This window comes from Streptomyces sp. NPDC046335 (assembly GCF_055587985.1).
This window is the reverse complement of sequence record NZ_JBVJFF010000004.1, coordinates 207,659-230,326: the sequence shown is the minus strand read 5'-3', so window position 1 is coordinate 230,326 and position 22,668 is coordinate 207,659. Positions and strand designations below refer to the sequence as shown.

The 22,668-nt window shown below is 72.3% G+C and carries 25 protein-coding genes and 1 riboswitch; of the genes, 5 read left to right on the top strand and 20 right to left on the bottom strand.

The features are described 5' to 3' along the window. A complete protein-coding gene (locus ACZ6JY_RS10555; protein WP_469194335.1) occupies positions 1-1,059 on the bottom strand; it encodes a FecCD family ABC transporter permease in 1,059 nt (352 codons plus the stop codon). Positions 1,060-1,132: 73 nt separating this feature from the next. Continuing rightward, on the bottom strand, positions 1,133-2,233 hold the full coding sequence (locus ACZ6JY_RS10550; protein WP_469194333.1) for a FecCD family ABC transporter permease: 1,101 nt from the start codon (positions 2,231-2,233) through the stop codon (positions 1,133-1,135). Between the two features lie 103 nt (positions 2,234-2,336). Between ACZ6JY_RS10550 and ACZ6JY_RS10545 the strand changes: the two genes are divergently transcribed. Continuing rightward, complete coding sequence (locus ACZ6JY_RS10545; protein ID WP_469194331.1) at positions 2,337-2,948, top strand: MSMEG_1061 family FMN-dependent PPOX-type flavoprotein; 612 nt, start codon at positions 2,337-2,339, stop codon at positions 2,946-2,948. Between the two features lie 9 nt (positions 2,949-2,957). Here the strand turns inward: ACZ6JY_RS10545 and ACZ6JY_RS10540 are convergent, their stop codons facing one another. The 5 genes from ACZ6JY_RS10540 to ACZ6JY_RS10520 form a co-directional block, all read right to left on the bottom strand. Beyond that, a complete protein-coding gene (locus tag ACZ6JY_RS10540) occupies positions 2,958-3,737 on the bottom strand; it encodes an NAD(P)-binding domain-containing protein (protein WP_469194329.1) in 780 nt (259 codons plus the stop codon). A 154-nt stretch (positions 3,738-3,891) separates the two neighbouring features. Continuing rightward, positions 3,892-5,082 carry a S1 family peptidase gene (locus tag ACZ6JY_RS10535; protein WP_469194327.1) on the bottom strand — a complete coding sequence of 397 codons (1,191 nt, stop codon included), beginning with the start codon at positions 5,080-5,082 and terminating at the stop codon, positions 3,892-3,894. A 214-nt stretch (positions 5,083-5,296) separates the two neighbouring features. Further along, complete coding sequence (locus ACZ6JY_RS10530) at positions 5,297-5,647, bottom strand: peptidoglycan-binding domain-containing protein (RefSeq protein ID WP_469194325.1); 351 nt, start codon at positions 5,645-5,647, stop codon at positions 5,297-5,299. Between the two features lie 43 nt (positions 5,648-5,690). After that, positions 5,691-6,149 (bottom strand): hypothetical protein, encoded by a 459-nt coding sequence (locus tag ACZ6JY_RS10525; RefSeq protein WP_469194323.1) that lies wholly within the window; start codon positions 6,147-6,149, stop codon positions 5,691-5,693. 61 nt (positions 6,150-6,210) lie between these two features. Further along, positions 6,211-6,687 carry a hypothetical protein gene (locus ACZ6JY_RS10520; protein ID WP_469194321.1) on the bottom strand — a complete coding sequence of 159 codons (477 nt, stop codon included), beginning with the start codon at positions 6,685-6,687 and terminating at the stop codon, positions 6,211-6,213. A gap of 245 nt (positions 6,688-6,932) precedes the next feature. On the opposite strand from ACZ6JY_RS10520, the gene ACZ6JY_RS10515 reads away from it, so the two are divergent. Further along, positions 6,933-7,907 carry an RICIN domain-containing protein gene (locus tag ACZ6JY_RS10515; protein ID WP_469194319.1) on the top strand — a complete coding sequence of 325 codons (975 nt, stop codon included), beginning with the start codon at positions 6,933-6,935 and terminating at the stop codon, positions 7,905-7,907. Between the two features lie 465 nt (positions 7,908-8,372). Here ACZ6JY_RS10515 and cpt read toward each other — a convergent pair whose 3' ends face one another. The 10 genes from cpt to ACZ6JY_RS10465 form a co-directional block, all read right to left on the bottom strand. Next, a complete protein-coding gene (gene cpt, locus ACZ6JY_RS10510; RefSeq protein ID WP_469194317.1) occupies positions 8,373-8,921 on the bottom strand; it encodes a chloramphenicol phosphotransferase CPT in 549 nt (182 codons plus the stop codon). 45 nt (positions 8,922-8,966) lie between these two features. Further along, entirely contained in the window at positions 8,967-9,479 is a 513-nt protein-coding gene (locus ACZ6JY_RS10505; RefSeq protein WP_469194315.1) for a copper chaperone PCu(A)C, read from the bottom strand. Further along, entirely contained in the window at positions 9,476-11,722 is a 2,247-nt protein-coding gene (locus ACZ6JY_RS10500; protein WP_469194313.1) for a heavy metal translocating P-type ATPase, read from the bottom strand. Before ACZ6JY_RS10500 ends, ACZ6JY_RS10505 begins: the two co-directional genes overlap by 4 nt. Further along, positions 11,719-11,982, bottom strand: coding sequence for a hypothetical protein (locus ACZ6JY_RS10495; protein ID WP_469194311.1), 264 nt, complete (start codon positions 11,980-11,982; stop codon positions 11,719-11,721). The genes ACZ6JY_RS10500 and ACZ6JY_RS10495 overlap by 4 nt, the downstream gene beginning before the upstream one ends. A gap of 142 nt (positions 11,983-12,124) precedes the next feature. Next, complete coding sequence (locus ACZ6JY_RS10490; RefSeq protein ID WP_469194309.1) at positions 12,125-12,958, bottom strand: energy-coupling factor ABC transporter ATP-binding protein; 834 nt, start codon at positions 12,956-12,958, stop codon at positions 12,125-12,127. Further along, positions 12,955-13,704, bottom strand: coding sequence for a cobalt ECF transporter T component CbiQ (gene cbiQ / locus ACZ6JY_RS10485; protein ID WP_469194307.1), 750 nt, complete (start codon positions 13,702-13,704; stop codon positions 12,955-12,957). The genes ACZ6JY_RS10490 and cbiQ overlap by 4 nt, the downstream gene beginning before the upstream one ends. A gap of 6 nt (positions 13,705-13,710) precedes the next feature. After that, entirely contained in the window at positions 13,711-14,085 is a 375-nt protein-coding gene (locus ACZ6JY_RS10480) for an energy-coupling factor ABC transporter substrate-binding protein (RefSeq protein ID WP_469194305.1), read from the bottom strand. Next, the gene (locus ACZ6JY_RS10475; RefSeq protein WP_469194303.1) at positions 14,085-14,810 is read right to left on the bottom strand and encodes an energy-coupling factor ABC transporter permease; all 726 of its coding nucleotides are present in this window, start codon (positions 14,808-14,810) and stop codon (positions 14,085-14,087) included. The genes ACZ6JY_RS10480 and ACZ6JY_RS10475 overlap by 1 nt, the downstream gene beginning before the upstream one ends. A gap of 30 nt (positions 14,811-14,840) precedes the next feature. Then, a riboswitch (cobalamin riboswitch) is annotated at positions 14,841-15,024 on the bottom strand. A gap of 57 nt (positions 15,025-15,081) precedes the next feature. Next, a complete protein-coding gene (locus tag ACZ6JY_RS10470) occupies positions 15,082-16,008 on the bottom strand; it encodes an SDR family oxidoreductase (RefSeq protein ID WP_469194301.1) in 927 nt (308 codons plus the stop codon). 147 nt (positions 16,009-16,155) lie between these two features. Then, positions 16,156-17,358, bottom strand: coding sequence for an FUSC family protein (locus ACZ6JY_RS10465; RefSeq protein ID WP_469194299.1), 1,203 nt, complete (start codon positions 17,356-17,358; stop codon positions 16,156-16,158). Positions 17,359-17,531: 173 nt separating this feature from the next. Here ACZ6JY_RS10465 and ACZ6JY_RS10460 point away from each other — a divergent pair, with 173 nt between their 5' ends. The 3 genes from ACZ6JY_RS10460 (at position 17,532) to ACZ6JY_RS10450 (ending at position 19,587) form a co-directional block, all read left to right on the top strand. Next, positions 17,532-17,705 carry a CsbD family protein gene (locus ACZ6JY_RS10460; protein ID WP_469194297.1) on the top strand — a complete coding sequence of 58 codons (174 nt, stop codon included), beginning with the start codon at positions 17,532-17,534 and terminating at the stop codon, positions 17,703-17,705. A gap of 167 nt (positions 17,706-17,872) precedes the next feature. After that, positions 17,873-18,475: a GNAT family N-acetyltransferase gene (locus ACZ6JY_RS10455; protein WP_469194295.1), complete on the top strand. Its 603-nt coding sequence runs from the start codon at positions 17,873-17,875 to the stop codon at positions 18,473-18,475. Between the two features lie 131 nt (positions 18,476-18,606). Next, positions 18,607-19,587, top strand: coding sequence for a TIGR03557 family F420-dependent LLM class oxidoreductase (locus ACZ6JY_RS10450; RefSeq protein WP_469194293.1), 981 nt, complete (start codon positions 18,607-18,609; stop codon positions 19,585-19,587). A 46-nt stretch (positions 19,588-19,633) separates the two neighbouring features. Here the strand turns inward: ACZ6JY_RS10450 and ACZ6JY_RS10445 are convergent, their stop codons facing one another. The 3 genes from ACZ6JY_RS10445 to ACZ6JY_RS10435 form a co-directional block, all read right to left on the bottom strand. Then, on the bottom strand, positions 19,634-20,047 hold the full coding sequence (locus ACZ6JY_RS10445) for an SRPBCC family protein (RefSeq protein ID WP_469194291.1): 414 nt from the start codon (positions 20,045-20,047) through the stop codon (positions 19,634-19,636). A gap of 127 nt (positions 20,048-20,174) precedes the next feature. Beyond that, positions 20,175-21,389 (bottom strand): MFS transporter, encoded by a 1,215-nt coding sequence (locus ACZ6JY_RS10440; protein ID WP_469194289.1) that lies wholly within the window; start codon positions 21,387-21,389, stop codon positions 20,175-20,177. A gap of 237 nt (positions 21,390-21,626) precedes the next feature. After that, a complete protein-coding gene (locus ACZ6JY_RS10435) occupies positions 21,627-22,364 on the bottom strand; it encodes a S1 family peptidase (RefSeq protein WP_469194287.1) in 738 nt (245 codons plus the stop codon). Positions 22,365-22,668: the final 304 nt, after the last annotated feature.

Genomic DNA, 22,668 nt, shown 5'->3' with positions numbered 1-22,668 from the left:
TCAGCCGGCCCTTCCCGTGCGGTTGGCGCGGGCCAGCAGCCAGAGCAGGTACGGGGCGCCGATCAGGCTCGTGACCACCCCGACCGGGAACTGGCTGGACCACAGCAGATGCTGCGCCGCGAAGTCGGCGGCGATCACCAGCAGGGCGCCGGTGAGCGCGGCGGGCACGAGTGCCGCGCCCGAGCCGGGCACGAGACGCCTGGCCACGGGCGCCGACACGAACGCGACGAACGCGACCGGTCCGGCCGCCGCCGTGGCGACCCCGGCGAGCGCGACCGCGCAGCCGAGCAGTGCGAGGCGGCCGCGGCCCACGCGGGTGCCGAGCCCTGCCGCGGTGTCGTCGCCGAGCTGGAGCGCGCCCAGGTCGCGGGCGGCGACGGCGGTCAGCGGCAGCAGGACGACCAGGGCGCCGAGCAGCGGCCACACCTGTTCCAGGGTGCTGCCGTTGAGGCTGCCGGTGAGCCACACGAGGGCGTTCTGCGCCTCGGTCACCTCGGAGTTGGTGAGGAGGTACGAGGTGACGCTGGACAGCCCCGCGCCGATGCCGATGCCGACCAGGACGAAGCGCTGGCCCGAGACGTTGCGGCGCCAGGCGAAGGCGTAGATGACGGCGGCGCTCACCAGCGCGCCGGCGAGCGCGGCGGCGGACAGCGCGATGCCGCTCACCGCGAACCCGAGCGAGGCGAGCACGGCGGCGGCGCTCGCGCCCTGGCTGATGCCGATCACGTCCGGGCTGGCGAGCGGATTGCGCAGGAGCGCCTGGAACAGCGCTCCCGCGAGGCCGAACGCGACGCCGACGAGCAGGCCGAGCAGCACGCGCGGAAGGCGCAGCTCCACGACGATGAAGTGGGTGCCGAGGTCGCCGCCGCCGGTCAGCGCGCCGATGACGTCGCCGAGCGGTACGGACATGTCGCCGAAGCTCAGGGCGGCGCAGAACACGGCGGCGATCGCCGCCAGCAGGACCATCTGGACCAGCGCCACGCGTGCGCGCCGGGCCCGCCGCACGGCGTGGACGCGCTCCACCGCCTCGGCGCGCCCGGCTTCGGTCACGGTACTCACGGCACCCCGCTCACTCATCGTTCGTATGCCTTGTCCGTCGTTCCCGTTCACAGCGCGGAGTCCGTCGTTCGGTTCACAGCTCGGACAGCTTCCTGCGGCGCACGAGCAGGACGAACGGGATGGCGCCGATAGCGGCGGTCACGATGCCGGCCTGGACCTCGCCGGGCGGGGCGATCACGCGTCCCACGATGTCCGCGGTCAACAGCAGTACGGGGGCGATCAGCGCGCTGTACGGCAGGACCCACCGGTAGTCGGGGCCGGTGAACACCCGGGCGGCGTGCGGTACGACGAGGCCGAGGAACGCGATCGGCCCGGCGACGACGGTCGCGGCACCGCAGAGCAGGACCACGGCCACGCCGCAGGCGGCCCTGGCGAGGCCGATCCGCTGGCCGAGGCCGCGCGCGAGGTCGTCGCCGAGGGACAGGGCGTTGAGGCGGGGCCCGAGGAGCAGCGCCAGGACGGTGCCGACGGCGATGAACGGCAGCGCCTGCCACAGCACGGGGGCCTCGCGCCCGGTGAGCGAGCCGACCTGCCAGAAGCGGTACTGGTCGTACGACTTCGAGTCGGTGAGCAGCATCGACGTGGTGAGGGACAGCAGCGCCGCCCCGGTGGCCGCGCCCGCGAGTGCCAGTTTGACGGGCGTGGCGCCCTCCCTGCCCATCGAGCCGATGCCGAACACGACGAGCGAGGCGACCAGGGCGCCGAGGAAACCGAACCAGATGTAGTGGGCGGGGTCGGACATGCCGAGGATGCTGATGGCGAAGACGACGGCCGCCGAGGCCCCTGAGTTGACCCCGAGGACGCCCGGGTCGGCGAGGGGGTTGCGGGCGACGCCCTGCATCACCGTTCCCGCGAGGCCCAGGGCGACGCCCGCGAGCAATCCGGCGGCGGTGCGCGGGATGCGCACCTCCCGCAGGATGAGCTGGCCCTTGTCGGTGAGGTCGGGATCGAGGAGGCCGGGCAGCAGATCGTCGGCGCCCACGCTTCCGGCGCCGACCATCAGGCTGGCGAACACGGCGAGTACGAGCAGGACGAGCAGGAGGAGGAGTCCGGCGCCGAGGGCGGGCGCGCCGCGTCCGCCGCGGGCCACCGCGTCCGTGGCGGAAGCCGTGGGGGGCGCGGGAGCCTTGGGGTCCGTTGTCCCGATGACCGGCTTTCTCGTGCTCCGGCTCATCAGTCGACTGCCCCTTCTCGCGGCAGGGGGCACCTCTCACCTGCCAGTTCCATTCCAGTAAGGTGAGCCTAACATTACATATCAGCCACTCTGAGGACCGCCTGTGCCCGACGCCGTGATATCCGCAACCGCCGTCCCCGCGTCCGGCGGCCCGGCCCCCGCACCCGGCTCCACGCGGGAGCCCCGCCCGGCGGGTTGGCGGGAGCTCACCTCCGACGAGGAGCTGACCGAGCTGCTCGGCGCCCCGCACCCGATCGTCATCGACAAGGTGCACGACGAACTCACCGAGGACGACCTGGGCATACTCGCCCGCTCCCCCTTCTGCGTGCTGTCCACGTCGGACGCGGACGGCAACTGCGACTCGTCGCCGCGGGGCGACACCATGGGCTTCGTCCACGTCCTTGACGCGCGCACGGTGGTCCTCCCCGACCGACCCGGCAACCGGCGCGGCGACAGCCTCCGCAACATCCTCGTCAACCCCCGCGTGGGCCTGCTGCACCTCGTGCCCGGCGGCGCCGACGTGCTGCGCGTCAACGGCCGGGCGCGGATTCTCACCGACGCCCCGTTCTTCGACGCGATGGCCGTCGATGGCCGGCGCCCGCAGCTCGCCGTCGTCGTCGAGATCGACGAGATATTCCGCCACTGCCCGGCGTCACTGCGGCGGGCCGGCCTGTGGCAGCCGGAGACGTGGCCGCAGGACGTGCCGCGCGGCTGAGGCGCTGGCTCAGTAGCCGCGCTTGAGGTCGGCCAGCAGGGTGTCGAGGGCGCTCTCCAACGCCTCGCGGTGGGGCTCGAACCACGTCGTGCGGATGCGTTCGTTGATGCCGCCCGGCGTCTCGTGGCCCGCCGCGATCCGCGGCAGTGTCCTCGACTCGTCGGCCAGCGCGTGCGCGGCGTCCTGGAACAGGCCGCGGACGTACCGGTCCGCGGCCTCGCCGTCGATGCCCTGCCGGGTCCCCCAGGCGGCGAGCGTGGCCAAGTACGCGTAGTACGAGGTGAAGGTCGATGTCAGCGCGGAGAACACGTCGAACGCCTCCTCCGCGGGTGCCACGAGCGACCCTCCGAGGCGGTCGAACAGCGCCTCGGCGACCGGGTGCCCGGGGTAGGTGACGGTGATCGACGACCTGCGGCTCACGGCGGGCAGCGGGATGACGCGGACGACGGGGCCCGCGTGGCCGAGGAGCTCGCCGACCTCGGCGATGCCGGTGCCCGCGATGGCACTGATGACGACCGTGCCGGGCTTGACCGTGAGCGGGGTCAGGGCCTCGGCGCGCTGCTGTGGCCGCACGGCCAGGATCACGACGTCGGACGCGTCGGCCACGGCCTGGTTGTCCGCGCACACCCGTACGTTCCGGTGGCGGTCCGCCAGTTCGGCGGCGACCCGGGCGCCTCTGGGGGACAGCGCTATCGCGGGCGGTGTGTCCGTGCCGTCGCACAGGCCGCTCACGATGGCGTGCGCGATCTCGCCCACGCCGATGATCCCGAGTGTCTGTTCCGCTGCCATTCGCTCTCCTTGATCGCAGGTGGGTTCGGACCATACCCAACCCGCGGGGCGGCGAATGGAGTTGCCTTCAGCCGCCGGGAAGGGCCCGCCACGGCAAGGGGAGGAAGGCACAAGGTGCCTTCGCCGTGGCGGGCCCCGAAAGGGGGGATGCGGGTCAGGCGGTGTGCAGTCTCAGGCCGTAGCGGTTGAGGATCTCGTTGACCGGCTGGTGCCAGGTCTCGCCGCCGCCGGAGCAGTTGCCCCAGCCTCCGGAGGTGACACCCTGCGCCTGGTCACCGCTGATGAAGGAGCCGCCGGAGTCGCCGGGCTCCGCGCAGACGCTGGTCTTGGTCATCTCGTGGACCGCGCCCTGGCTGTAGTTGACGGTCTCGTTGGTGGCGAGCACCTTGCCGCAGTGCCAGTGCGTCGTGGAGCCCGAGCGGCAGACGGACGCGCCGATGGGCGCGACCGCGGAACCCCGCACCAACTGGTCGGAGACCGTGCCCCAGCCGAGCACGACGGGCACCGTCCACCAGCCGTTGCCCACGTTGACCCAGGAGTAGTCGTTGCCCGGGAAGGACGAGCCCTGGAAGTTGCCGATGGTCGAGTTGTCCCAGCCGCGGACCTGCGCGCCCGTCCGGCCGCAGTGGCCGGCCGAGACGAAGCCGCCGTGGACGGAGAAGCCTATGGAGCAGCGGGCGTTGCCGGTGTAGTACGGGTCGCCGCCGACCGTGCCCGCGGCGAAGGTGCGCGGCGCCTCACTCACTTCCCGGACGGTGACGGGTCCGGCCTTCTCGGCCCGTTCGACGAAGGTACGGACATCGTTGTCAGCCTGGCGGGACGCGACGACGTTCACGATGACGCTGTTCGCGCGCGGGTCGACGTGCCAACTGCTCACGCCCTTGGGCGCCTTGAGCGCGTCGATCTTCTTCTTGGCGCCGTCGAGCCGCCGCGCGGAGTGCGCCACCACCGTGACGTCGGCGCCGGCCGTCCGTACCTCGTCGGCCTTCGCCTTGTCCGTGAGGGCGACCGTCAGCCTGCCCGCGGAGGCGTCGAACCAGGAGCCGCCGTAGGCGGACCCCGCGGCTTCGCGCGCCTCGCCCTCGACCGCGGTCGCCTTCTTCTCGGCCGCGAGCCGCCGCACGGCTTCGCTCTTCGAGAGGCCGAGGTCCTTCTGCATGGCCGTCAGGAGGGCGGCCGACGCCGGTGCGGCGGCCTTGGGGGACGTGGAGTCGGCCGCGGAGGCGGAGGGGAGGCCGACGGTGGCGGCGGCGCCCAGGAACAGGGCGCATACTCCCGCGCCGAGGGCGGTTCTGCGGCGCCCGGCGGAAGCGGTGGTGGAGTGGGGGTGCGTCAGGTGTCTCAAGGCGGATGGCCCTTCTGTCGTTCCAGCTCGGTGGGGTGGAACAGGAGACGAGAACCGAGAACGCCGCAAGAGAGCGCTCTCAGAGCGTGCCGGTCGGAGCGTAACGGTCCGGTGTAGCCAGGTCCATGCCAAGAAATGCGTAGGTGTGAAGTGGCCGGAAACCGTGCGTCGCGTACGAGGGTCGGGGGCGGGCGGCGCCCGCCCCCGTCACCCGCTACGGATGCAGCACGCTCCACGTCACGGCGTCCACGACACCGGTGGAGGGCTTGGAGAACTGTAGTTGCAGATGTTCGACGGAGGCCCTGGTCACCTCTTCGAAGACGCCGGTCCGCGGGACGTTCTGGTAGCGGTAGACCTCGTTCAGAACGCACTGGAGGTGCCGCACGGCCTCCCCCGAGCTGCCCATCTGGAGGGTCGGGTGCGAACCCAGGTACATGCACAGCCGCCACTCGGCGACCGTCGCCGCCGTGGAACCCGCGGTCGCGGTGCCCGCGGAGCCCACCGCCAGGACGGCGGCGGCCACCACCGTCGCGGCGGCCGTACGGATCGTGCGTCCGGTCTTCATCGCAGCTCCTTCTCGCTTCGCTGACAGGGGTGGGAACCGTTCGTCAGTACCAGGGGCAGCGCGGCAGTCCGGCCACCGGGTGCGACATGCCGGCGCCGAGCTGGACCACCTCGGCCGGGACGTTGCCCCAGCCCTTGATGTAGGGCAGGTCGCCCACCCGGTCGCCCTGCGTGTAGTACCAGACGTCGTTGCCCTGGGTGTCCTTCGGGCCGATGCTGTAGCAGGTGAACCAGGAGGGTGACAGGAGCAGCCACCCCGTGACCGGCGCGCTGAACGTGGGCCTGCCGTACAGGTCCGCCGGGAGGTTGTCGCAGTACAGCGCCTTGGTGAACGTGTTGCCGATGGTGTCGCGCAGAATGATCCCGTCCTGCATCGCGCAGGTGGACCGCGCGTCGGCGTGCGCCGGGACGGCCACGAGGGCCGGGCCCAGCAGCGCGCCTACGGCCATGGCGACGGCGGCGGCACGGGTGGCGAGGAGCGGGCGGGACGGTCTGCGTTTCACGGCGTACTCCTGACGGTTCGGCACGTGCCGTACGGGACAGTGGCGGACGCGCGGATGCCGGTCACGACCAGGAGCACTTGGTCAGCCCGGGGAACGGGTGCTGGGGCGCCTCGACCATGTCGGCGGGCATGTAGCCCCACGCCTTGACCTTGGGGGAGGTCACGACCTGGTCGCCCTGGGTGTAGTACCAGATGTTGCTGCCCATGTAGTCGGAGCCCTCCTTCCAGCACACGAACCAGTGCGGGCTGAACCGCATGGTGCCGATGACCGGGCTGGTGGAACGCGACTGGATACGCACCGAACCGGGGGTGAGGTCGCACCACAGGTCCCCGGTGAAACCCATCCCGGTCCAGTCCACATGCGGCTCGCCCGGCCGCAGCCAGCACTCCGCGTCGGCGCCCGCTCGGGCACCCGTTGCGGTATCCGGTCCGGCGCCGGGCGCCGCGGCGGCGGGCGCGGTGAGCGCCGCGCACAGCAACGCGGAGGCTGCCAGTTGTCCCGCGACGCCACGCAGCCGCCGCCCGGGTCTTCCGCTCATGGTGAGTACACCCCTCGTCTGGTCGACAGAAACCGGCCGTGCCCAGCGGTACGGGGCCGATGGTGGCCGCCCCGGCTGACGCACCCCTGACGAACCCGCCTGCCGTGAGCCCTCGTCGGCGCCGTCAGACGTGCGTCAGACCCCTGTGCGACGCTCCGCGCCGGAAGACTCCGGCACATGGGCACATCCGAGGGGGAATCATGCGAAGACCGGGAAACGGACATCAGGCGCGCCACGGCCGTCTCATGCGGCACGGACGTGGCCACGCCGCCCTGATCGCCGTCACCGCCCTGCTGTTCACACTGACGGGCCTGGGCGGAACGCCGGGCACGGCGCGGGCCGCCACGTCGGACATCAACATCGTCGCCAAGCACAGCGGCATGTGCCTGGAAGCCAATTCCGCGGCCGAGGGCGAGGTGATCACCCAGCGCCGGTGCGCCGGGCGCGAGAACGCGCTGTGGACGCTGCGGACCTCCTCCCTCGGCGGCGGTTCGTACCAGCTCGTCAACGCCTACAGCGGCAAGTGCATGGCCGTCGAGAATTCGAGCACCACGGCCGGCGCCCTCGTACGGCAGCAGACCTGCGACAGCCGGCCCGGCGCCAGCTTCACCTTCGGCGAGACCGACGGCGGGGTCTGGATACAGCCCAAGTCAGCGCCCTCGCTCTGCCTGGAGGTCACCGGCTCCTCCGCCACCGACGGCGCGCAGTTGCGCCAGTGGAGCTGCGACCGGCAGCCCGGGTCCGTCTTCTCGCAGGAGCGCTACGTGGGTCCCGTGCTCGGCTGGGCGAAGATCCGGCCCGCCGGCGCGCCCTCCCTGTGCGTCACCGAGGGCCGCGACCGCAAGGGCCTCTACCAGAGCGCCGTCGCCGTCCAGCGTGACTGCTCCCAGGCCACTCCGCCGCGCACCTACCTGGAAGAGGTCGGCGCGGGCCGCTACCGCATCCAGTGGCACCACCCCGAGTTCGGCATCGGCTGCCTGACCGTCATGAACGGGGGCCCGGTGCCCGGCATGCTCGAACCGTGGGACGCCTGTGCCGCCGCCACGGTCTTCCTCGTCGAAGCCGTCGAAGCCCCGGTCCCCGGCGGCTTCCGCATCCGCGAGGAGTCCACGGGCCAGTGCGTCGGCATGGCGGGCGGTGGCACGTCCGCGGGCGTGGAGGTGACGCGCCAGGCGTGTACGTCGGCCGTCTCGCAGGAGTTCTTCATCGACCCGGAGTGAGCGTCGGCCGCGGGCCCGGGGCCGGGTCCCGCCTACCGGAATAGGCGCACACAGTCTCGTACCGCTGCCGGATTTCGCGAGGGCTCTCTGAGGTCTAGCGTGGTGGGACAAGCATGACGGCCGCATGAGGCGGCCTTACTCCTTGGTCCCCGGCCCCCGGACGCGTCCCTGGCCCTCCAGCTCCCCGGGGGTATCCGCGTTTCGGCACTCCCCCCCCGGGCGGCTCCTCTCGCGCTTCATCCGTCTTTCAGCACACGCTCAGGCCCTGCGTGGCCGGGCCCGTGAGCCGACAACACGGGCCCGGTCCTCCAACCCTTCCGACCTGTCACCACGGGGCCAACTCCCGCGCGCCCCGACAGCCGAAGGGTTACCGCGGCGCCGCCATGGTGGGGAGCCACGGCGGCGCCGCGACGATGTCCGCGTACCGTCGCCGCCCGGGCTTTTGTCGTGGCAACGAGCGGCCGGTCATCGCCGCGCCGACAGGCTCACCCGGGCGGCGATGGTGCGCGCGCACGCCATGGATTCGGCGTGGGTCGTGTCGACCTCGATGTCGTAGGCCACGCCGTCGTGCACCGTGTCCGCCTGCGACGCCGCCATGCCCTTGGCGCGGTCGCCGCGCGCGACCCCGCGGTCCTCGGCGACCGCGCTCTCACACCGCACGCCGACCCACAGCACCTCCACGTCGTCCAGTCTCTTCAGCCACCGCCGCTGCGACGCGGCCCCGCCGAGGAAGACGTCGTCGACGATGATCCTGGCGCCCGCGCGGGCCATCGCGACGATGCCCTCCGTCCAGGCTTCCTCAAGGGCCCGGAAGTCCTCGCCGACGCTCACCGAGCCGTCCGCCGCGACCTCGATGCCCTCCTGGGACGCCTGCATCCTCGCGGGCATCGACTCGACGAAGGAATCGCAGCCGAACGCCAGCCACGGGTCGGGCAGCACGTCTTGCAGGCACCGCACGATGCCGGACTTCCCGGAGCTGGAACCGCCGTTGAGAATGATCATCTGTGTCGCCATTCCGCCACATTAGGCCTTCTCCGTACGGTCGCGGGGCCGGGTCGTTCAGCCGGTGCCGGGGCGGACCACGACAGCCGACACGCTGATCCGTCCGCCGTCACGGAAGCGCAGCACGAACGGCACACGGTCCCCGGCGCGCACCGGTTCGCGCAGCGTCAGCATCACGTCCAGGCCCCGCGGTGACATCTCCAGCGTGCCGCCCGCCGGGACCGTGACGGAGCCCACCCCGCGCATGGTCGCCGCGTTGCCGCCGGTCCGTGTGTTGCGGCCGAGCATGACATCGGAGGCGGCCGTCGAGGTGACGCCGGTCAACTGGTCAGCGCTGCCACCGGAGTTGACGATACGGAAGAAGGCCGCGGACTCCCTGCTGCCGCCGAACGGCAGGTACATCCGCCCGGCGGAGACCTCGACGCGCGCGGGGCTCCCCGCGGCCCCCGACGCGGTCCACGCGACGAGACCGCCGAGCGCGAGCACACACGCCGCCACCGGGGCCAGGGCGACACGCACGGCGTCGGTGAGCCGGCGTCGGGCGGGCCGCCGCGCGGCCGTGCCCGTCATCGGCCGCCACCGCGACGCGTGGGCCGCCAGGTGCGCAGGCGCAGGCTGTTGCCCACGACGAGCAGGGAACTCGCCGACATCGCGGCGGCCGCGAACATGGGGTCCAGCAGACCCACCGCGGCGAGCGGCACGGTCACCGCGTTGTATCCGAACGCCCAGATCAGGTTGGCGCGGATCGTGCCGAGGGTGCGGCGGGCCAGGAGGACGGCGTCCGCGACCGCCTCGATGTCGCCGCGGACGAGGGTGACGTCGGCCGCCCCGATGGCCACGTCCGTGCCGCCGCCCATCGCGATGCCGAGGTCGGCGCAGGCCAGCGCGGCGGCGTCGTTCACACCGTCGCCGATCACCGCCACGCGGCGCCCGTCGGCCCGCAGCCGGCGCACCAGTTCCGCCTTGTCCTCGGGCGAACACCGTGCCCGTACGTCGTCGATGCCGAGCTCGGCGGCGACGGCGCGGGCGGTGGCCTCGTGGTCGCCCGTGGCGAGCACGGGCCGCACGCCCAGCCGCTTCAGCCGGTCGACGGCGCGGTAACTGCCCGGCCGTACGACATCCCCGACCGCGAGCAGCGCCTCGGGCTCACCGTCCACGCGGACCAGGACCGGTGTATGGCGCGCGGTCTCGCACGCCTCAAGGGCGCGGGCCAGCGGCTCGGGCAACTCCCCCTCAGGCACCCCGACTTCGACGAAGCGCCCCTCGACATGCCCGCTCACCCCGGCCCCCGGCAGCGCCCGGAACCCGGTGACCTCGGGCAGCGGCCGCCCCGCGTACGCGACGAGCGCGCGGCCCAGCGGGTGCTCCGAGCCCTGTTCCACCGCACCGGCCAGCCGCACCACGGCCTCCCCGCCGGTCCCGCCCGGCAGCGCCGTGACCCGCGTGACGCTCATCCGCCCGGAGGTCAGCGTCCCCGTCTTGTCCAGGACGACGGTGTCGACGTGCCGCAGCCCTTCGAGCGCCCGCGGCCCGCTGACGAGAACGCCGAGCCGCGCGCCGCGCCCGGTGGCGGCCAGCAGCGCCGTCGGCGTCGCGAGCCCCAGGGCGCACGGGCACGCGACGACGAGCACCGCCACGCAGGCGGTGACGGCCGCCTGCGGGTCGGCGCCTGCGCCGAGCCAGAAGCCGAGCACCGTGACGGCGATGGTCAGCACCACCGGTACGAACACGCCGGCCACCGAGTCCGCGAGCCGCTGGGCGCGCGCCTTGCCGGCCTGAGCGTCCGTCACCATGCGTGTGATGCGTGCCAGTCGGGTGTCGGCGCCGATCGCCGTGGCGCGCACCAGGAGCATGCCGCCCGCGTTGACGGCGCCGCCGACCACGGACGAGCCCGCGCCGACCTCGACCGGTTCGCTCTCCCCCGTGACCAGCGACAGATCGACGGCGGAGCTGCCCTCGACCACCTCCCCGTCGGTCGCGACCCGCTCCCCCGGCCTGGTGACGAAGACCTGCCCGGCCCGCAACTCCCCGATGGGAATACGGCGTTCGCCCGTTCCCTCGCGTACGGCGACGTCCTTGGCCCCCAGCTCGGCGAGCGACCGCAGCGCCTGCCCCGTGCCGCGCCTGGCCCGCGCCTCAAGGAGGCGTCCGCCCAGCACGAACAGGGGTACGGCGACGACGGCCTCCAGGTAGATGTCCGCGGTGCCGTCGCCCGCGTCGGCCGAGGGCAGCAGGCTGAAGGGCATCCGCATGCCGGGGGTGCCCGCGCCGCCGAGGAAGAGCGCGTACGCCGACCAGCCGAAGGAGGCCATCACGCCCAGCGAGACCAGCGTGTCCATCGTCGCCGTGGAGTGCCTCAGGCCGCGCAGCGCCCGTACGTGGAAGGGCCGGGCGCCCCATACCGCGACCGGCGCGGCCAGCGCGAAGCACAGCCACTGCCAGTTGCGGAACTGGAGTACGGGCGCCATGGACAGGACGAGCACCGGCAGCGAGAGCAGCGCCACGACGAGCAGCCGGTCCCGCTCCTCGTTCCTGGCCGGTTCCGGCTCGGGCTCCGCCCGCGGCGGCTCGGGGGGTCGCGCCGTGTATCCGGCGCTCTCGATGGCCGCGGCCAGGTCAGCGGGCGTGACGTGGGGCGGGTGACTGACCCGGGCGCGCCCGGTGGCCAGGTTGACCGTGGCACTCACGCCCTCCAGCCGGGCCAGCTTCTTCTCGACCCGCCGCACACAGGCCGCGCAGGTCATGCCGTCCACGGCCAGATCGGTGACGGCCGCCGCCTCGGGCGCGGTCAGCCGGGTGCCGGCGGCCGTCATCCGTGCATCCCGCCCATGCCGGGCATCTCCTCGGCGTCGTCGCCGGCCGGCCGCGTACCGCCGTCGCCGGTGCTCGTCCCGGGTCCGTGCATGCCGGGGGCGACGGGCCCCGCCCAGGAGCCGACGGCGTACGACACGGTGAACACCAGGGCGAGCAGCAGCAGGAAGGCGGGGAGGGTGAAGCGGCGGGGGTCGGACCGGAGCGGGTTGAATCGGCGGGTAACGAAAGGGCGGGGGGTGAAGCGGCGGGGGTGGTCCATCAGCGGTCTCCTGCGCGCGTCGTGCATCACGGGTGTGGCTCGCGCCTGCGGCGCCGGCCGGTCGCGGCCGTGCCGGTACAGGAGTCGGGGCGGCGGAGTACCGAGTTCCCGCACCCGGGAGTGATCCAGCCCACACGCCCCGCTACGCCGCCCCCGGGAGCACCTCGCACTCCTCCGGCGTGCGCGGCCCGCGGTCCGCCTCCGTCAGGAGGCCGTGCGCGCGCAGCAGTTCGGCGACGGCGACACCCCACGGCAGGTTCAGGCCCGCCCGGGCCAGGAGGTCCCGGTCGGCCAGGGTGGCCGCGGCCGGGCCCGTGCGGACCCCGGAGGGGGTGAGCAGCGCCGCGTCGTCGGCCCAGCGCAGGGCCAGGTCCACGTCGTGGGTCGCCATCACCACGGTCGTCCCCGTGTCCCGCAGGCCCCGCAGGGTGGCGAGGAGGCGCTCCTGCCCTTCGGGGTCCAGGCCCGCGGTCGGCTCGTCGAGGATCAGCACGCGCGGGCGCATCGCCACGGCGCCCGCGATGGCCGTGCGCTTGCGCTGACCGTAGGAGAGCAGGTGGGTGGGCCGGTCGGCCAGCGCCCCGATGTCGAGGGCGGCCAGCGACTCGGCCACCCGCGCCCGCACCTCGGCGTCGGGCAGCCCGAGGTTCAGCGGACCGAAGGACACGTCCTGCTCGACGGAGGCGGCGAACAACTGGTCGTCGGGGTCCTGCACGACGAGCTGGACGGTGGTACGCAGCCGGGTCAGCCCCTTGCGGTCGTACGTCACCGGGACTCCGCCGAGCGTCAACTCGCCCTCGCTGGGGCGGAGTCCGCCGCTGAGCAGCCGCATGAGGGTGGTCTTGCCGCTGCCGTTGCGCCCGAGCAGGGCGAGGGCGCGTCCCTCGGCGACGTCGAAGTCCAGGCCGCTGAGCACGGCGGGCCCCTCTTCGTACGCGTAGGACGCCGCGCGCAGCGCCACCAGGGGCTCGCTCATGGAAGGAACCTTTCCAGTACGAGGGTGAGGGCGATCAGGCCCAGGAGAAGGACCGCGACGGCGGCCACGAAGGGCCGGGAGACCTTCGCCTCGGGCACGAGCACCCGCAGCGTGCCGTCGTAGCCGCGCCCGGCGAGCCCTGCCTGAAGCCGCCCCGCCCGGTCGAAGGCGCGCACGAACGCGGTGGCGCCGAGCCCCGCGAGCGACCGCCAGGCGGCGGCTCTGGTGGTGTGGCCGAGCCGCGCCGCCTGCGCCTGGCGGACGCGCCCCATGGAGTCCATGAGCAGGAAGCTCATCCGGTACGTCACGAGGGCGACGTCCACCACGGGCGCCGGCACCCCCGCCCCGACCAGGCGGGGCAGCAGGTCCGACAGGGGCGTGGTGAAGGCGAACAGGAGCACCCCGAGCGAGGCCGCCGAGGTCCGGAGCAGCAGCCCCCCGGCGCGCGCGGGGCCGCCTTCGGCGAGCGTGACGAACCCGTCGGGGCCGCCGAGCTGGACGAGCAGGGTCAGGGCTCCGGTGACGCAGAAGCCGAGCGGCACGCGGTAGGCGCGCCACAGCTTGCGGGGCGGCACGCCCGCGGGGCCGAGCAGCACCACGAGCGCGGTGACGAGGACGAGGGCCGCGCCCGGCCAGGGCGGCAGCGAGATGGCGAGGACGGTGAGGCCGAGGCCGAGCACGGCCTTGTCCACGGGGTGACGGCGGCGCCAGCGGCTGCTGTGCGCCGCCGCGTCGATGGGCAGCACCGCGGATCAGGCCTGCCCGGCCCCGTTGCGGCTGTCCGCCGCGTCGCCGGGCGGCTCGGCGTGGCCGTCCCGCACCCGCTCGCGCTCCGCGCCCTGGCGGCGCCCCCTGCGCAGCCCGAAGTAGTACGCGAGGACGCCTGCGCCGAGCGCCGCCTGAAGGGCGAAGAGCGCCGACTCGACCTCGCCGGACGGCGGTTCGTACAGCGGGGAGAACCAGGGCTCGTAGTCGGGGTCGATCTCGGTGATCGCCGTCTCGGCCTGGGCGTCGGCGCCCGCGAACGGCTCCTTCTTGTGGTCGCCGAGTCCCAGCACGAGCGGCAGGACCGCGAGGGCGGCGACGATGACGATCAGCAGGGTGTTTATCTTCGCGTTCCGGCTCATCAGGCGCTGGCCCCCGTCTCGGTCCTGGTGTTGTCCGTGTCGGTGGCCTTGGCCGTCCGCTTGCGCTGGAGCAGTACGCCGAGCCGTGTGAGCTCTCCCTTGCTGGACTGCACGAGGAGCCGCATCACGAGGACGGTGAGCAGTCCCTCGCTGACCGCCAGCGGGATCTGGGTGACGGCGAAGATGCCGCCGAACTTGCCCAGGGCGCCGATGAATCCGCTGCCGGGGTCGGGGAAAGCGAGGGCGAGCTGGACGCTGGTGACGCAGTACGTGGACAGGTCGGCGACGAACGCGCCGAAGAACACCGCCACCATGAGCGGCACGTCGTACCGCTTCAGGAGCCGGTAGACGGCGTATCCGGCCCAGGGCCCGACGATCGCCATGGAGAAGACGTTGGCGCCGAGCGTGGTGAGCCCGCCGTGGGCGAGCAGCAGCGCCTGGAACAGCAGCGTGATCGTGCCGAGCACCGCCATGATCGGCGGGCGGAACAGGATCGCGCCGAGGCCGGTGCCCGTCGGGTGCGAGCAACTTCCGGTGACCGACGGGATCTTCAGTGCGGACAGGACGAAGGTGAAGGCTCCGGACGCACCCAGGAGCAGGGTGCTCTCGGGGTGCTCCTTGACCTCACGCGTAAGGGAGCGGACTCCGTGGACGACGAACGGCGCGGACGCTACGCCCCAGGCGATGGCGTGCGCCGGCGGGAGGAAACCCTCGGCAATGTGCATGGCTCAGCAGACCCTCTCCAGCACCTCGTGGATGGACGACGTGCCTTGGCCGGTCTCCTGGCTGACGGGTAGTACCGCCCGAACTCCGCCTTCCCGGGCGCGTGTGCGCCCAGTGGCTGCCGCGAGGGCTGGAGCCGGACATCCCGATCACAGTGGCGAGGGCCGCACCGGCATCACACCGGATTTCCCGAGCACCAAGGCGTGGTGACAGTAGTGCGAGAGCCGGAGGCATGACAACTCGCCCGCAGGTCATCGCGGTGTCGGGCCGCGGTCAGCGCGTGTCGGTCTCACCGCCCGTCACGGCGAGGACCTCGCCCACGGTGAAGCTGGAGTCCGCGTCGGAGGCCAGGTAGACGTAGGCGGGCGCCAGCTCCTCCGGCTGGGCGGGACGGCCGAGCGGGGTCTCGCTGCCGACCTGGGAGAGGCCGTCCTTGGGCATGTGCGGGTCGGCCGTGTTGAGGACCGTCCACACGGGTCCGGGGGCGACGACGTTGGCGCGGACGCCCCGCTTGGCGAGGTGGGGCGCGATCGACTTGGTGAAGGTGATCAGGGCCGCCTTCGAAGCCGCGTAGTCGATCATCGTGGTGCTGCCCTTCAGGGCTTCCTCCGTGGCCGTGGCGATGATCGCGTCGCCCGCGTCCAGGTGCGGCAGGCTCGCCATGACCAGGTGGAAGTAGGCGTACACGTTCGTCTTGAACGTGCGGTCCCAGTCCTCGGCGTTGAGCTGCTCGAGCTCCAGCTTGCTGTTCAGGTAGGCGGCGTTGTTCACCAGGATGTTCAGCGTGCCGAACTCCGCCACGGTGCGTGCCACGGCGTCGCGGCAGAAGTCGGCGTCGCTCACGTCGCCGGGCAGCAGCAGACAGGTGCGTCCGGCCTTCTCGACGAGCCGCCGGGTCTCTTCGGCGTCCTGCTGCTCCTCGGGCAGGTGGACGATGGCGACGTCGGCCCCTTCGCGCGCGTAGAGCCAGGAGACGGCCCGGCCGATCCCGGAGTCGCCGCCGGTGATCAGCGCGACCTTGCCGAGCAGCTTGTCGGCGGCCTTGTACCGCGGTGCCTCGTAGCGGGGCCGCGGGGACATGTCGGCCTCGACGCCGGGCGGCGGGCCGTGCTTGTCCCCCGGGAACGGAGGCGTCGGCTCGGACGTGACCTGCGGCGTGCCGTGGTCGCTCGTGCGGGCGTCGTGCTGGCCCTCTTGCATGGGGAGGCCTCCTGCGGAAGTCGGGCATGGGCGGCCGGTGCCGCGTGCCGCCCAAGATCGGTGACCCGGGTCGGGTGCCCGTGTCCCCCGGGGCACAAACGGTGCGAACGGCTCTCGGAGGGTCCTGGGGCCACCACGGGCCGGAGGTCAGCACGTGTCCTTGAGCACGTCGCAGGTGTGCTGGAACTCCTCCATGAGGCGGTTCGCCTCGACGACGAGGACTCCGTACGGGCGGGCCGGGTCGGCCAGCGGCAGGCCGGAGCGGGCCGCCTGCTCGGTCACCGCGCGGGCGCGGCCCTGGGCGTCGTCGGCCAGTTCGCCGAGGTGCCGGGCCTGCTCGGCCAGGGAGTTCTCGTCGAGTTCGGCGAGCACGTCGGTGATCTTCGAGATGCTTTCGAGGAAGTCGGCGTAGCTGCCGAAGAACGCGCCGTCGTCGAGCCTGCCCTCCTCCTGCTCGGTCCACTGGTCGAGGCTGCGGGTCAGCGACGAGACCTGGTAGAGCGCGCGCACCAGGGCTTCGAGGACCGCGCCGTAGCCCTCGAACGAGACATGGCCGCCCCGCTTCCTGCGCAACAGCAGCCGGGGGTTGTAGTAGAGGCTCTCCTCGGCCGTACGGAAACCGTCGCGCGCCTGTGTGATCATGCCGCCGGTCTGCTCCGCCCTGCTGTGCCAATGGGCACAGTGGTCGGCGTCGATCTCGTTCTCGCGCAGTACGGGATACATGTCGCTCACCAGGTCGCCGAGGGCGGCGGAGAGCGTGCGGAGGCCGGATTCCGCGCTGCTGTGCCGCATCGGCGGGGCGACCGTGAGGTTGACGATGACGCCGATGCCGCAGCCGATCAGGACGAGGAGGACGATCTGCCCCAGCTGGGTGATCTTCTCGCTGCCGGTGGAGGCGAGGGCGTAGACGGAGAAGGCGAAGAACGCTCCGGTGGCGACCTGGGAGCCCTGGGAGCCGAGCGCGGGCCAGCGCCCGATGGTCAGGCCGACGACCGCCACGAGCACGAACGTCAGGAGGTCCGATCCGATCATGAATCCCAGGGCCGCCACCATGGCCACGCCGACCGCCACGGCCGCCAGGTAGCGCAGCGATTGCAGCAGCGACTGATAGACCGTCACCTGCATGATCAGCACCGCGGAGAACGGCGCGAAGGCGGGTGACGTCGTGTGCAGCACGTCGTAGGAGATGAACCAGGCCAGGGTCGCGGCCAGCGTGCTCTTGAAGATGAGCAGCAGGGTGTGACGCTCGTAGCCGGGTGTCGCCAGGGCCCGCTGCCACCAGTCCCGCGCCCGGCCGGACCAGCGCCGGACAGCACCCGGCGTCCGCTGCCCCTCGTCCTCGCCGGCCATGCCCCGCTCCGATCCGTTCCGCACTGTTCCCGCATGCGGGGTTCCCAGCCGGACCGGTGTGACACGCGGAAATCCCGGCCGCCGAATTCTCTCGGTGAGGCACGTTTACATCGTCCATGGGCGGCCACGCGTATACGCAGCACACAATCCCGAACCATCGGAGGGTGAGCGACATGGCCGCCAACGAGAAGAACCAGGCGAAGACCGAGCAGATCAGCGGCAAGGTCAAGGAGGCCGCAGGACGCGCCGTGGGCAATGAACGCCTCACCGCCAAGGGCCGTGCCGAACAGGCCAAGGGTGACGCCCGTCAGGCCAAGGAAAAGATCAAGGACACCGGCAAGCACTGACCGGCGGCACATCATGGCGGGCGCCCCCTTTATGCGAGGGGGCGCCCGTCTTTAATGTGAGGGGGGCGCCGCGCCCCGTCGCGTGCCGCGCGGGAAGCCCGCCGCGCGCGTGCGCTCCCGGCCACCCCCGCCCCGAGCCAAGATCATCAGCGGTGCAGAATGCCCGTATGCCGATATCGAACAGCCCACAGCAGGCCACGATCGACGACGCCCCGCTCATCAGCCGCGTCCTCGCCGACGCCTTCGACGACGACCCGATGATGCGCTGGTTCTTCCCCGACGCCGCCTCGCGCAACGCGGGCCTCGGGCGGTACTTCGCCACGCTCTTCACCAGGCAGTACGTCCACCACGGCGTCTGCGAGCGCACCGGCGCCGCAGCCGCCTTCTGGGTGCCGCCGGAGGGCCGGGCCAAGGCCGTGCCCGACGCGGAGACGGTCCAGGAGCTCCAGGTCATCCTGGGCGAGCGCGCCGAACTGTTCCGTGACGCCGCCATGGCCGCCGCCGAGCACACGCCGGAGGAAGAACACTGGTACCTGGCCGTCGTCGGCGCCGATCCGGCCGCCCGCGGTCAGGGGCACGGGGCGAACCTGCTGCGGTCAGGACTCGCCCAGGCCGACGCGGCGGGTCTGCCCGTCCGCCTGGAGTCCTCCAAGCCGTCCAATCTGCCTTTCTACGAGCACTTCGGCTTTTCCGTGCAGGAAGAGACGCGGCTGCCCGGAGGCGGTCCGGTCCTGTGGGCCATGCGGCGTGAACCCCGTATCGCGGCGTAAATCTCGGGATGCGGCGCACCTGACCGGATGAAAAGAATGGGGAGAACAGGCGCGCGTTAAGCGTCGAAATCGCCGGGTACCTCGGTGCGGACGAAAACGGTGCCGTCGCACGAGGAAACGAGGAGCAAGCAATGCAGATCGGTTACAAGCTGGCCGCCGAGGCATTCGGCCCCAAGGAACTGGTTCGGCAGGCGGTTCTCGCCGAGGAAGCCGGCTTCGATTTCGTCGAGATCAGCGATCACTACCACCCGTGGCTCGACAACCAGGGCCACTCGCCGTTCGCCTGGACCGTGCTCGGCACCATCGCCGCCAAGACCTCGCGCATCCAGCTGGCGACGGGAGTGACCTGCCCGACCGTGCGCTACCACCCGGCGATCATCGCGCAGGCCGCCGCCACCCTCGCCCTCGTCTCGGACGGCCGCTTCGTGCTGGGCGTCGGCTCGGGCGAGCGGCTGAACGAGCATGTGGTCGGCCGCGGCTTCCCCGACACCGTCCGCACCCGGCACGAGATGTTCAGGGAGGCCCTGGAGATCATCCGGCTGCTTTGGAGCGGGGGCTACCGGTCGTACGAGGGCAAGCACCTGCGCCTTGAGGACGCCCGCGTCTTCGACCTCCCCGAGGAGCTGCCCCTGATCGCGGTGGCGGCCAGCGGCAAGGCGTCGACGCGCATCGCCGCTGAGCTCGGCGACGGCCTGTTCGCGACGGAGGAGAAGCCGGAGATCGTCCGGCAGTACAAGGAGGCCGGGGGCAGCGGCCCGGCCTACGCGGAGGTGCCGATGGCCTGGGCGCCCGACGAGCACACCGGGGCGAAGGCCGCCCTGGAGACCTCACGGTGGGCGCTGACCGGCTGGAAGGTCATGAGCGAGCTGCCCAACCCGGTCAACTTCGACGCCGCCACGTCGACCGTGCGCGAGGAGGACATCCTGGGTAAGTTCGCCTGCGGCACGGACCCCGCCCGGTACGTCGAGGTGGCGCAGAAGTTCGTCGACGCGGGCTTCGACCGCCTGGTCATGCAGAACGCGGGCCCCGACCCCGACGGTTTCGTCGACTTCTACCAACGCGAGCTCGACGGGCGTATGCGCGCCCTGCGGCCGAGCGGAGCACAGGCCTGATCTCGCGGCCCCGGCCCCGGCCCAGGTGACCGAACAGGGCGGCGGGTCAGCCCGCCGCGTTGTCGACGCGCAGCCGCACCTGCTCCTCCAGGCGTTCCAGGCTGCTGTCGAGGGCGCTGTGCACGGCCTGCTCGCCCGGGTCGTGGCTGTCCTCGAAGAACGACAGATGCACCGTCACCTCGCTGGTCCCCGTGCTCATGCCCGCGACCTGGAGCCAGCCGGTGTAGCTGCCCTGCTCGCGCGTGCCCCACTCCAGGCGCATCTGGTCCTTCTGGGCGCGCAGCAGAGCGGAGACGTCCTGGTCGGTGCGGTCCTCGTGCACGGTGACCGCGGGCAGCTCCCCGGCGTCGACGTGCAGGTCGCGGGGGAGCCATGTGTCCATCTGGCCGACGTCCGCGGCCTGGTCGAAGACGTGCTCCGGCAGTGCGGGCATCGTGCGCGAACGCTCGTACTCGGTCATCGCGGTACCGCTCCTCGGCTCGGTGGCATACGGGACACGACACAACGCATGCCCGGCCATCCGGCACTGAAGCCGCGGCGGCGCAAAACCACCCGATCGCCGCCCCATCGCCCCATCGGCTCCGCGGTCACCCGTGCCGTGCGTGGTGCACCCGGGTCACGATGACCATGAGGACGGCGGTGGCGCCGCCGAGGACCATGAGCGTGGCCGGTGAGGTGTGGTCGACGGTGACCCCGCCCGCCAGGGCCCCGATGGAGATCGTCGCCTGGAAGGAGGCGGTGAACAGCACCGAGGCGGCCTCGGGCGCATGGGGCGCCGCCTTGAGGAACCAGGCCTGCGACGCGACGGGCACCGCCCCGTACGCGATGCCCCAGAGGACGAGCAGCGGCGCGGCGCCCCATGGCCAGCGTCCGAGGAGCGGCAGCAGGAGGGTGGCCGCCCCGATCATGGCGGCGGCCAGGCCGAAGGTGAGGTGGGGCCTGCGGGTTACCAGCGCTCCGCCGAGGAAGTTGCCGGCGATGCCCGCGGCGCCGTAGACCAGCAGGAGGACGGTGATCAGGGCCGGGCTCGCGTGGGTGACCTGTTCCAGGAACGGCGTGACGTAGGTGTAGGTCCCGAAGTGGGCGAGGACGACGAGGAAGGTCAGCAGCAGGGCGAGGCGTGCGGTTTTGCCGCGGAGCACTCCGCGCAGCACGGCCGGGCGTGTGGCTCGTACCGGCGGGAGCGGTGGCATGACCAGGAGCAGCATGGCGAGCACGGCGGCGGAGAGGACGCCCATGACGACGAAGGCCGTCCGCCACCCCGCGATGTCGCCGATGAGGGTGCCGACCGGCACACCGAGGACGGAGCCCAGCGGGACCGCGGAGAAGACGACCGCGGTGGCCCGGCCCACCGAGGCCGCGGGCACCAGGCGTTGCGCGAGTCCGGCGCCGATCGACCAGAAGCCGCCGATCGTGACCCCCACCATGACGCGGGAGACCAGGACGAGCCAGTAGTTCGAGGCCCCGGCGGCCAGGAGGTTCGCCGCGGCGAGGACGGACATGAAGACGCAGAGCATCAGCCGCCGGTCGGCGCGCGCGGTCGCCACGGTCACCAGTGGCGCGGAGACCGCCGCGAGGAGACCGGGCATGGTCATCATCAGGCCCGCGCTGCCGTCGGAGACGGCGAAGTCGGAGCCGATCGAGGTGAGCAGACCGATCGGCAGGATCTCGGTGGTGACGATGGAGAAGAGGCCGAGCGTCACCGCGACGACGCCGGGCCAGCCGGCCAGTGGGGAGCGGGTCGGTGGGCCGGAGACGCCGGGGGTTCCGGCGCGCGAGTCGGCGGTGCTTGTCGAGGTCATGGGTCCGTTTCCGGTGCGAGGCCAGTGTGGTGACCTCAGTGCAGCGGCTCCGCCCGGCGAGAGCTGGCAGGTACGCGACGTCACCCTTGCGGCCTCGGGCCGTCCCGCGGGGTACGGCCCCGCCTTCGTACGCGGAACGCGCGCGTACTCGCCGGTGACAGAACCCGGCGAGTACGCGCGCCCCCTCCCGGATCAGTGGCTCTTCACCCGAGCCGTCACCGATCCGTCCTCGGTCCCTCAGACGCCCGCGATGCTCTGGATCCAGGAGCGGTACGCCGTCACGTTCGTGTACGCGGTGGTGGTCTGGCGGTCACTGGTGGAGGCGACGCCGACCTGCACGCCGTTGGCCATCATGGGGCCGCCGGAGTCGCCGCCCGCGGTGATGCCGTTTCCGCGCCGGGCGCAGATGGCCTGGCCCTGGTAGGCGTCGCGGCAGCCGCCGGTCACGACGACGTTGGCGACCTTCAGGAGCCGGGACTGGCAGTTGATCTCCGAGCCGCACTGGGAGGTGGCTCCCCAGCCGTACACCTGCACGGTCTGGTTCACCGACACCGAACCCGGGCTGCCGAGGCGGGCGTAGCTGCCGGAGACGGAGCGGTCGAGCTTGACCAGGGAGAGGTCCGATGAGGCGTGGTTGCGAATGCTGATGCCGTTGGCCGTGGTGCCGCCCGAGGTCTGGTCGAGGCTGCCGATGCGGAACGAGAGGTTGCCGCCGCTGACGCAGTGCTTGGCGGTGAGGATCCAGGTCGGGGCGATGATCGTGGCGCTACAGGTCTGCTGGCCGTTGGAGAAGAGCCGGGCCGCCCAGGGCGCGTTGGAGGCGTAGCCGCCGCCGATGATCGGCTTGGGCGAGTCGACGGCCGTCACGCTGGGCGGCGCGGTGCTCGCCCCGGTCTGCGCCGCTGCCGTGGGGGCCAGTCCGAGGACGGCCATCGCGGTGGCTGCGAGCGCGGGGACGAGTCTGGATATGCGCATGTTCGACTCCATTGTGTGGGGGTGGAACGTCCCGGATAGGGACTGAAAAACTGCATAGGTATGCAGCGACAGCGCGCACGCCACGGGCGGGTCGACCATGGCGCGTGCATGCCATTTCGGCTGGGGTGAATGTGGCAGAGGAGGCGCCGTGGCCGCAAGGGGTCGACGGCCGTCAATTCCGTTGGACCACTGGACCATTGGACTCCCACGAGCCCATTTCGCAGTCCGCCGTCACCACTTGACCTTCGATCACTTCTGGGCGACACACCCGAGGTGAACGCACTTGGCGGCCCTCCGGGACGGC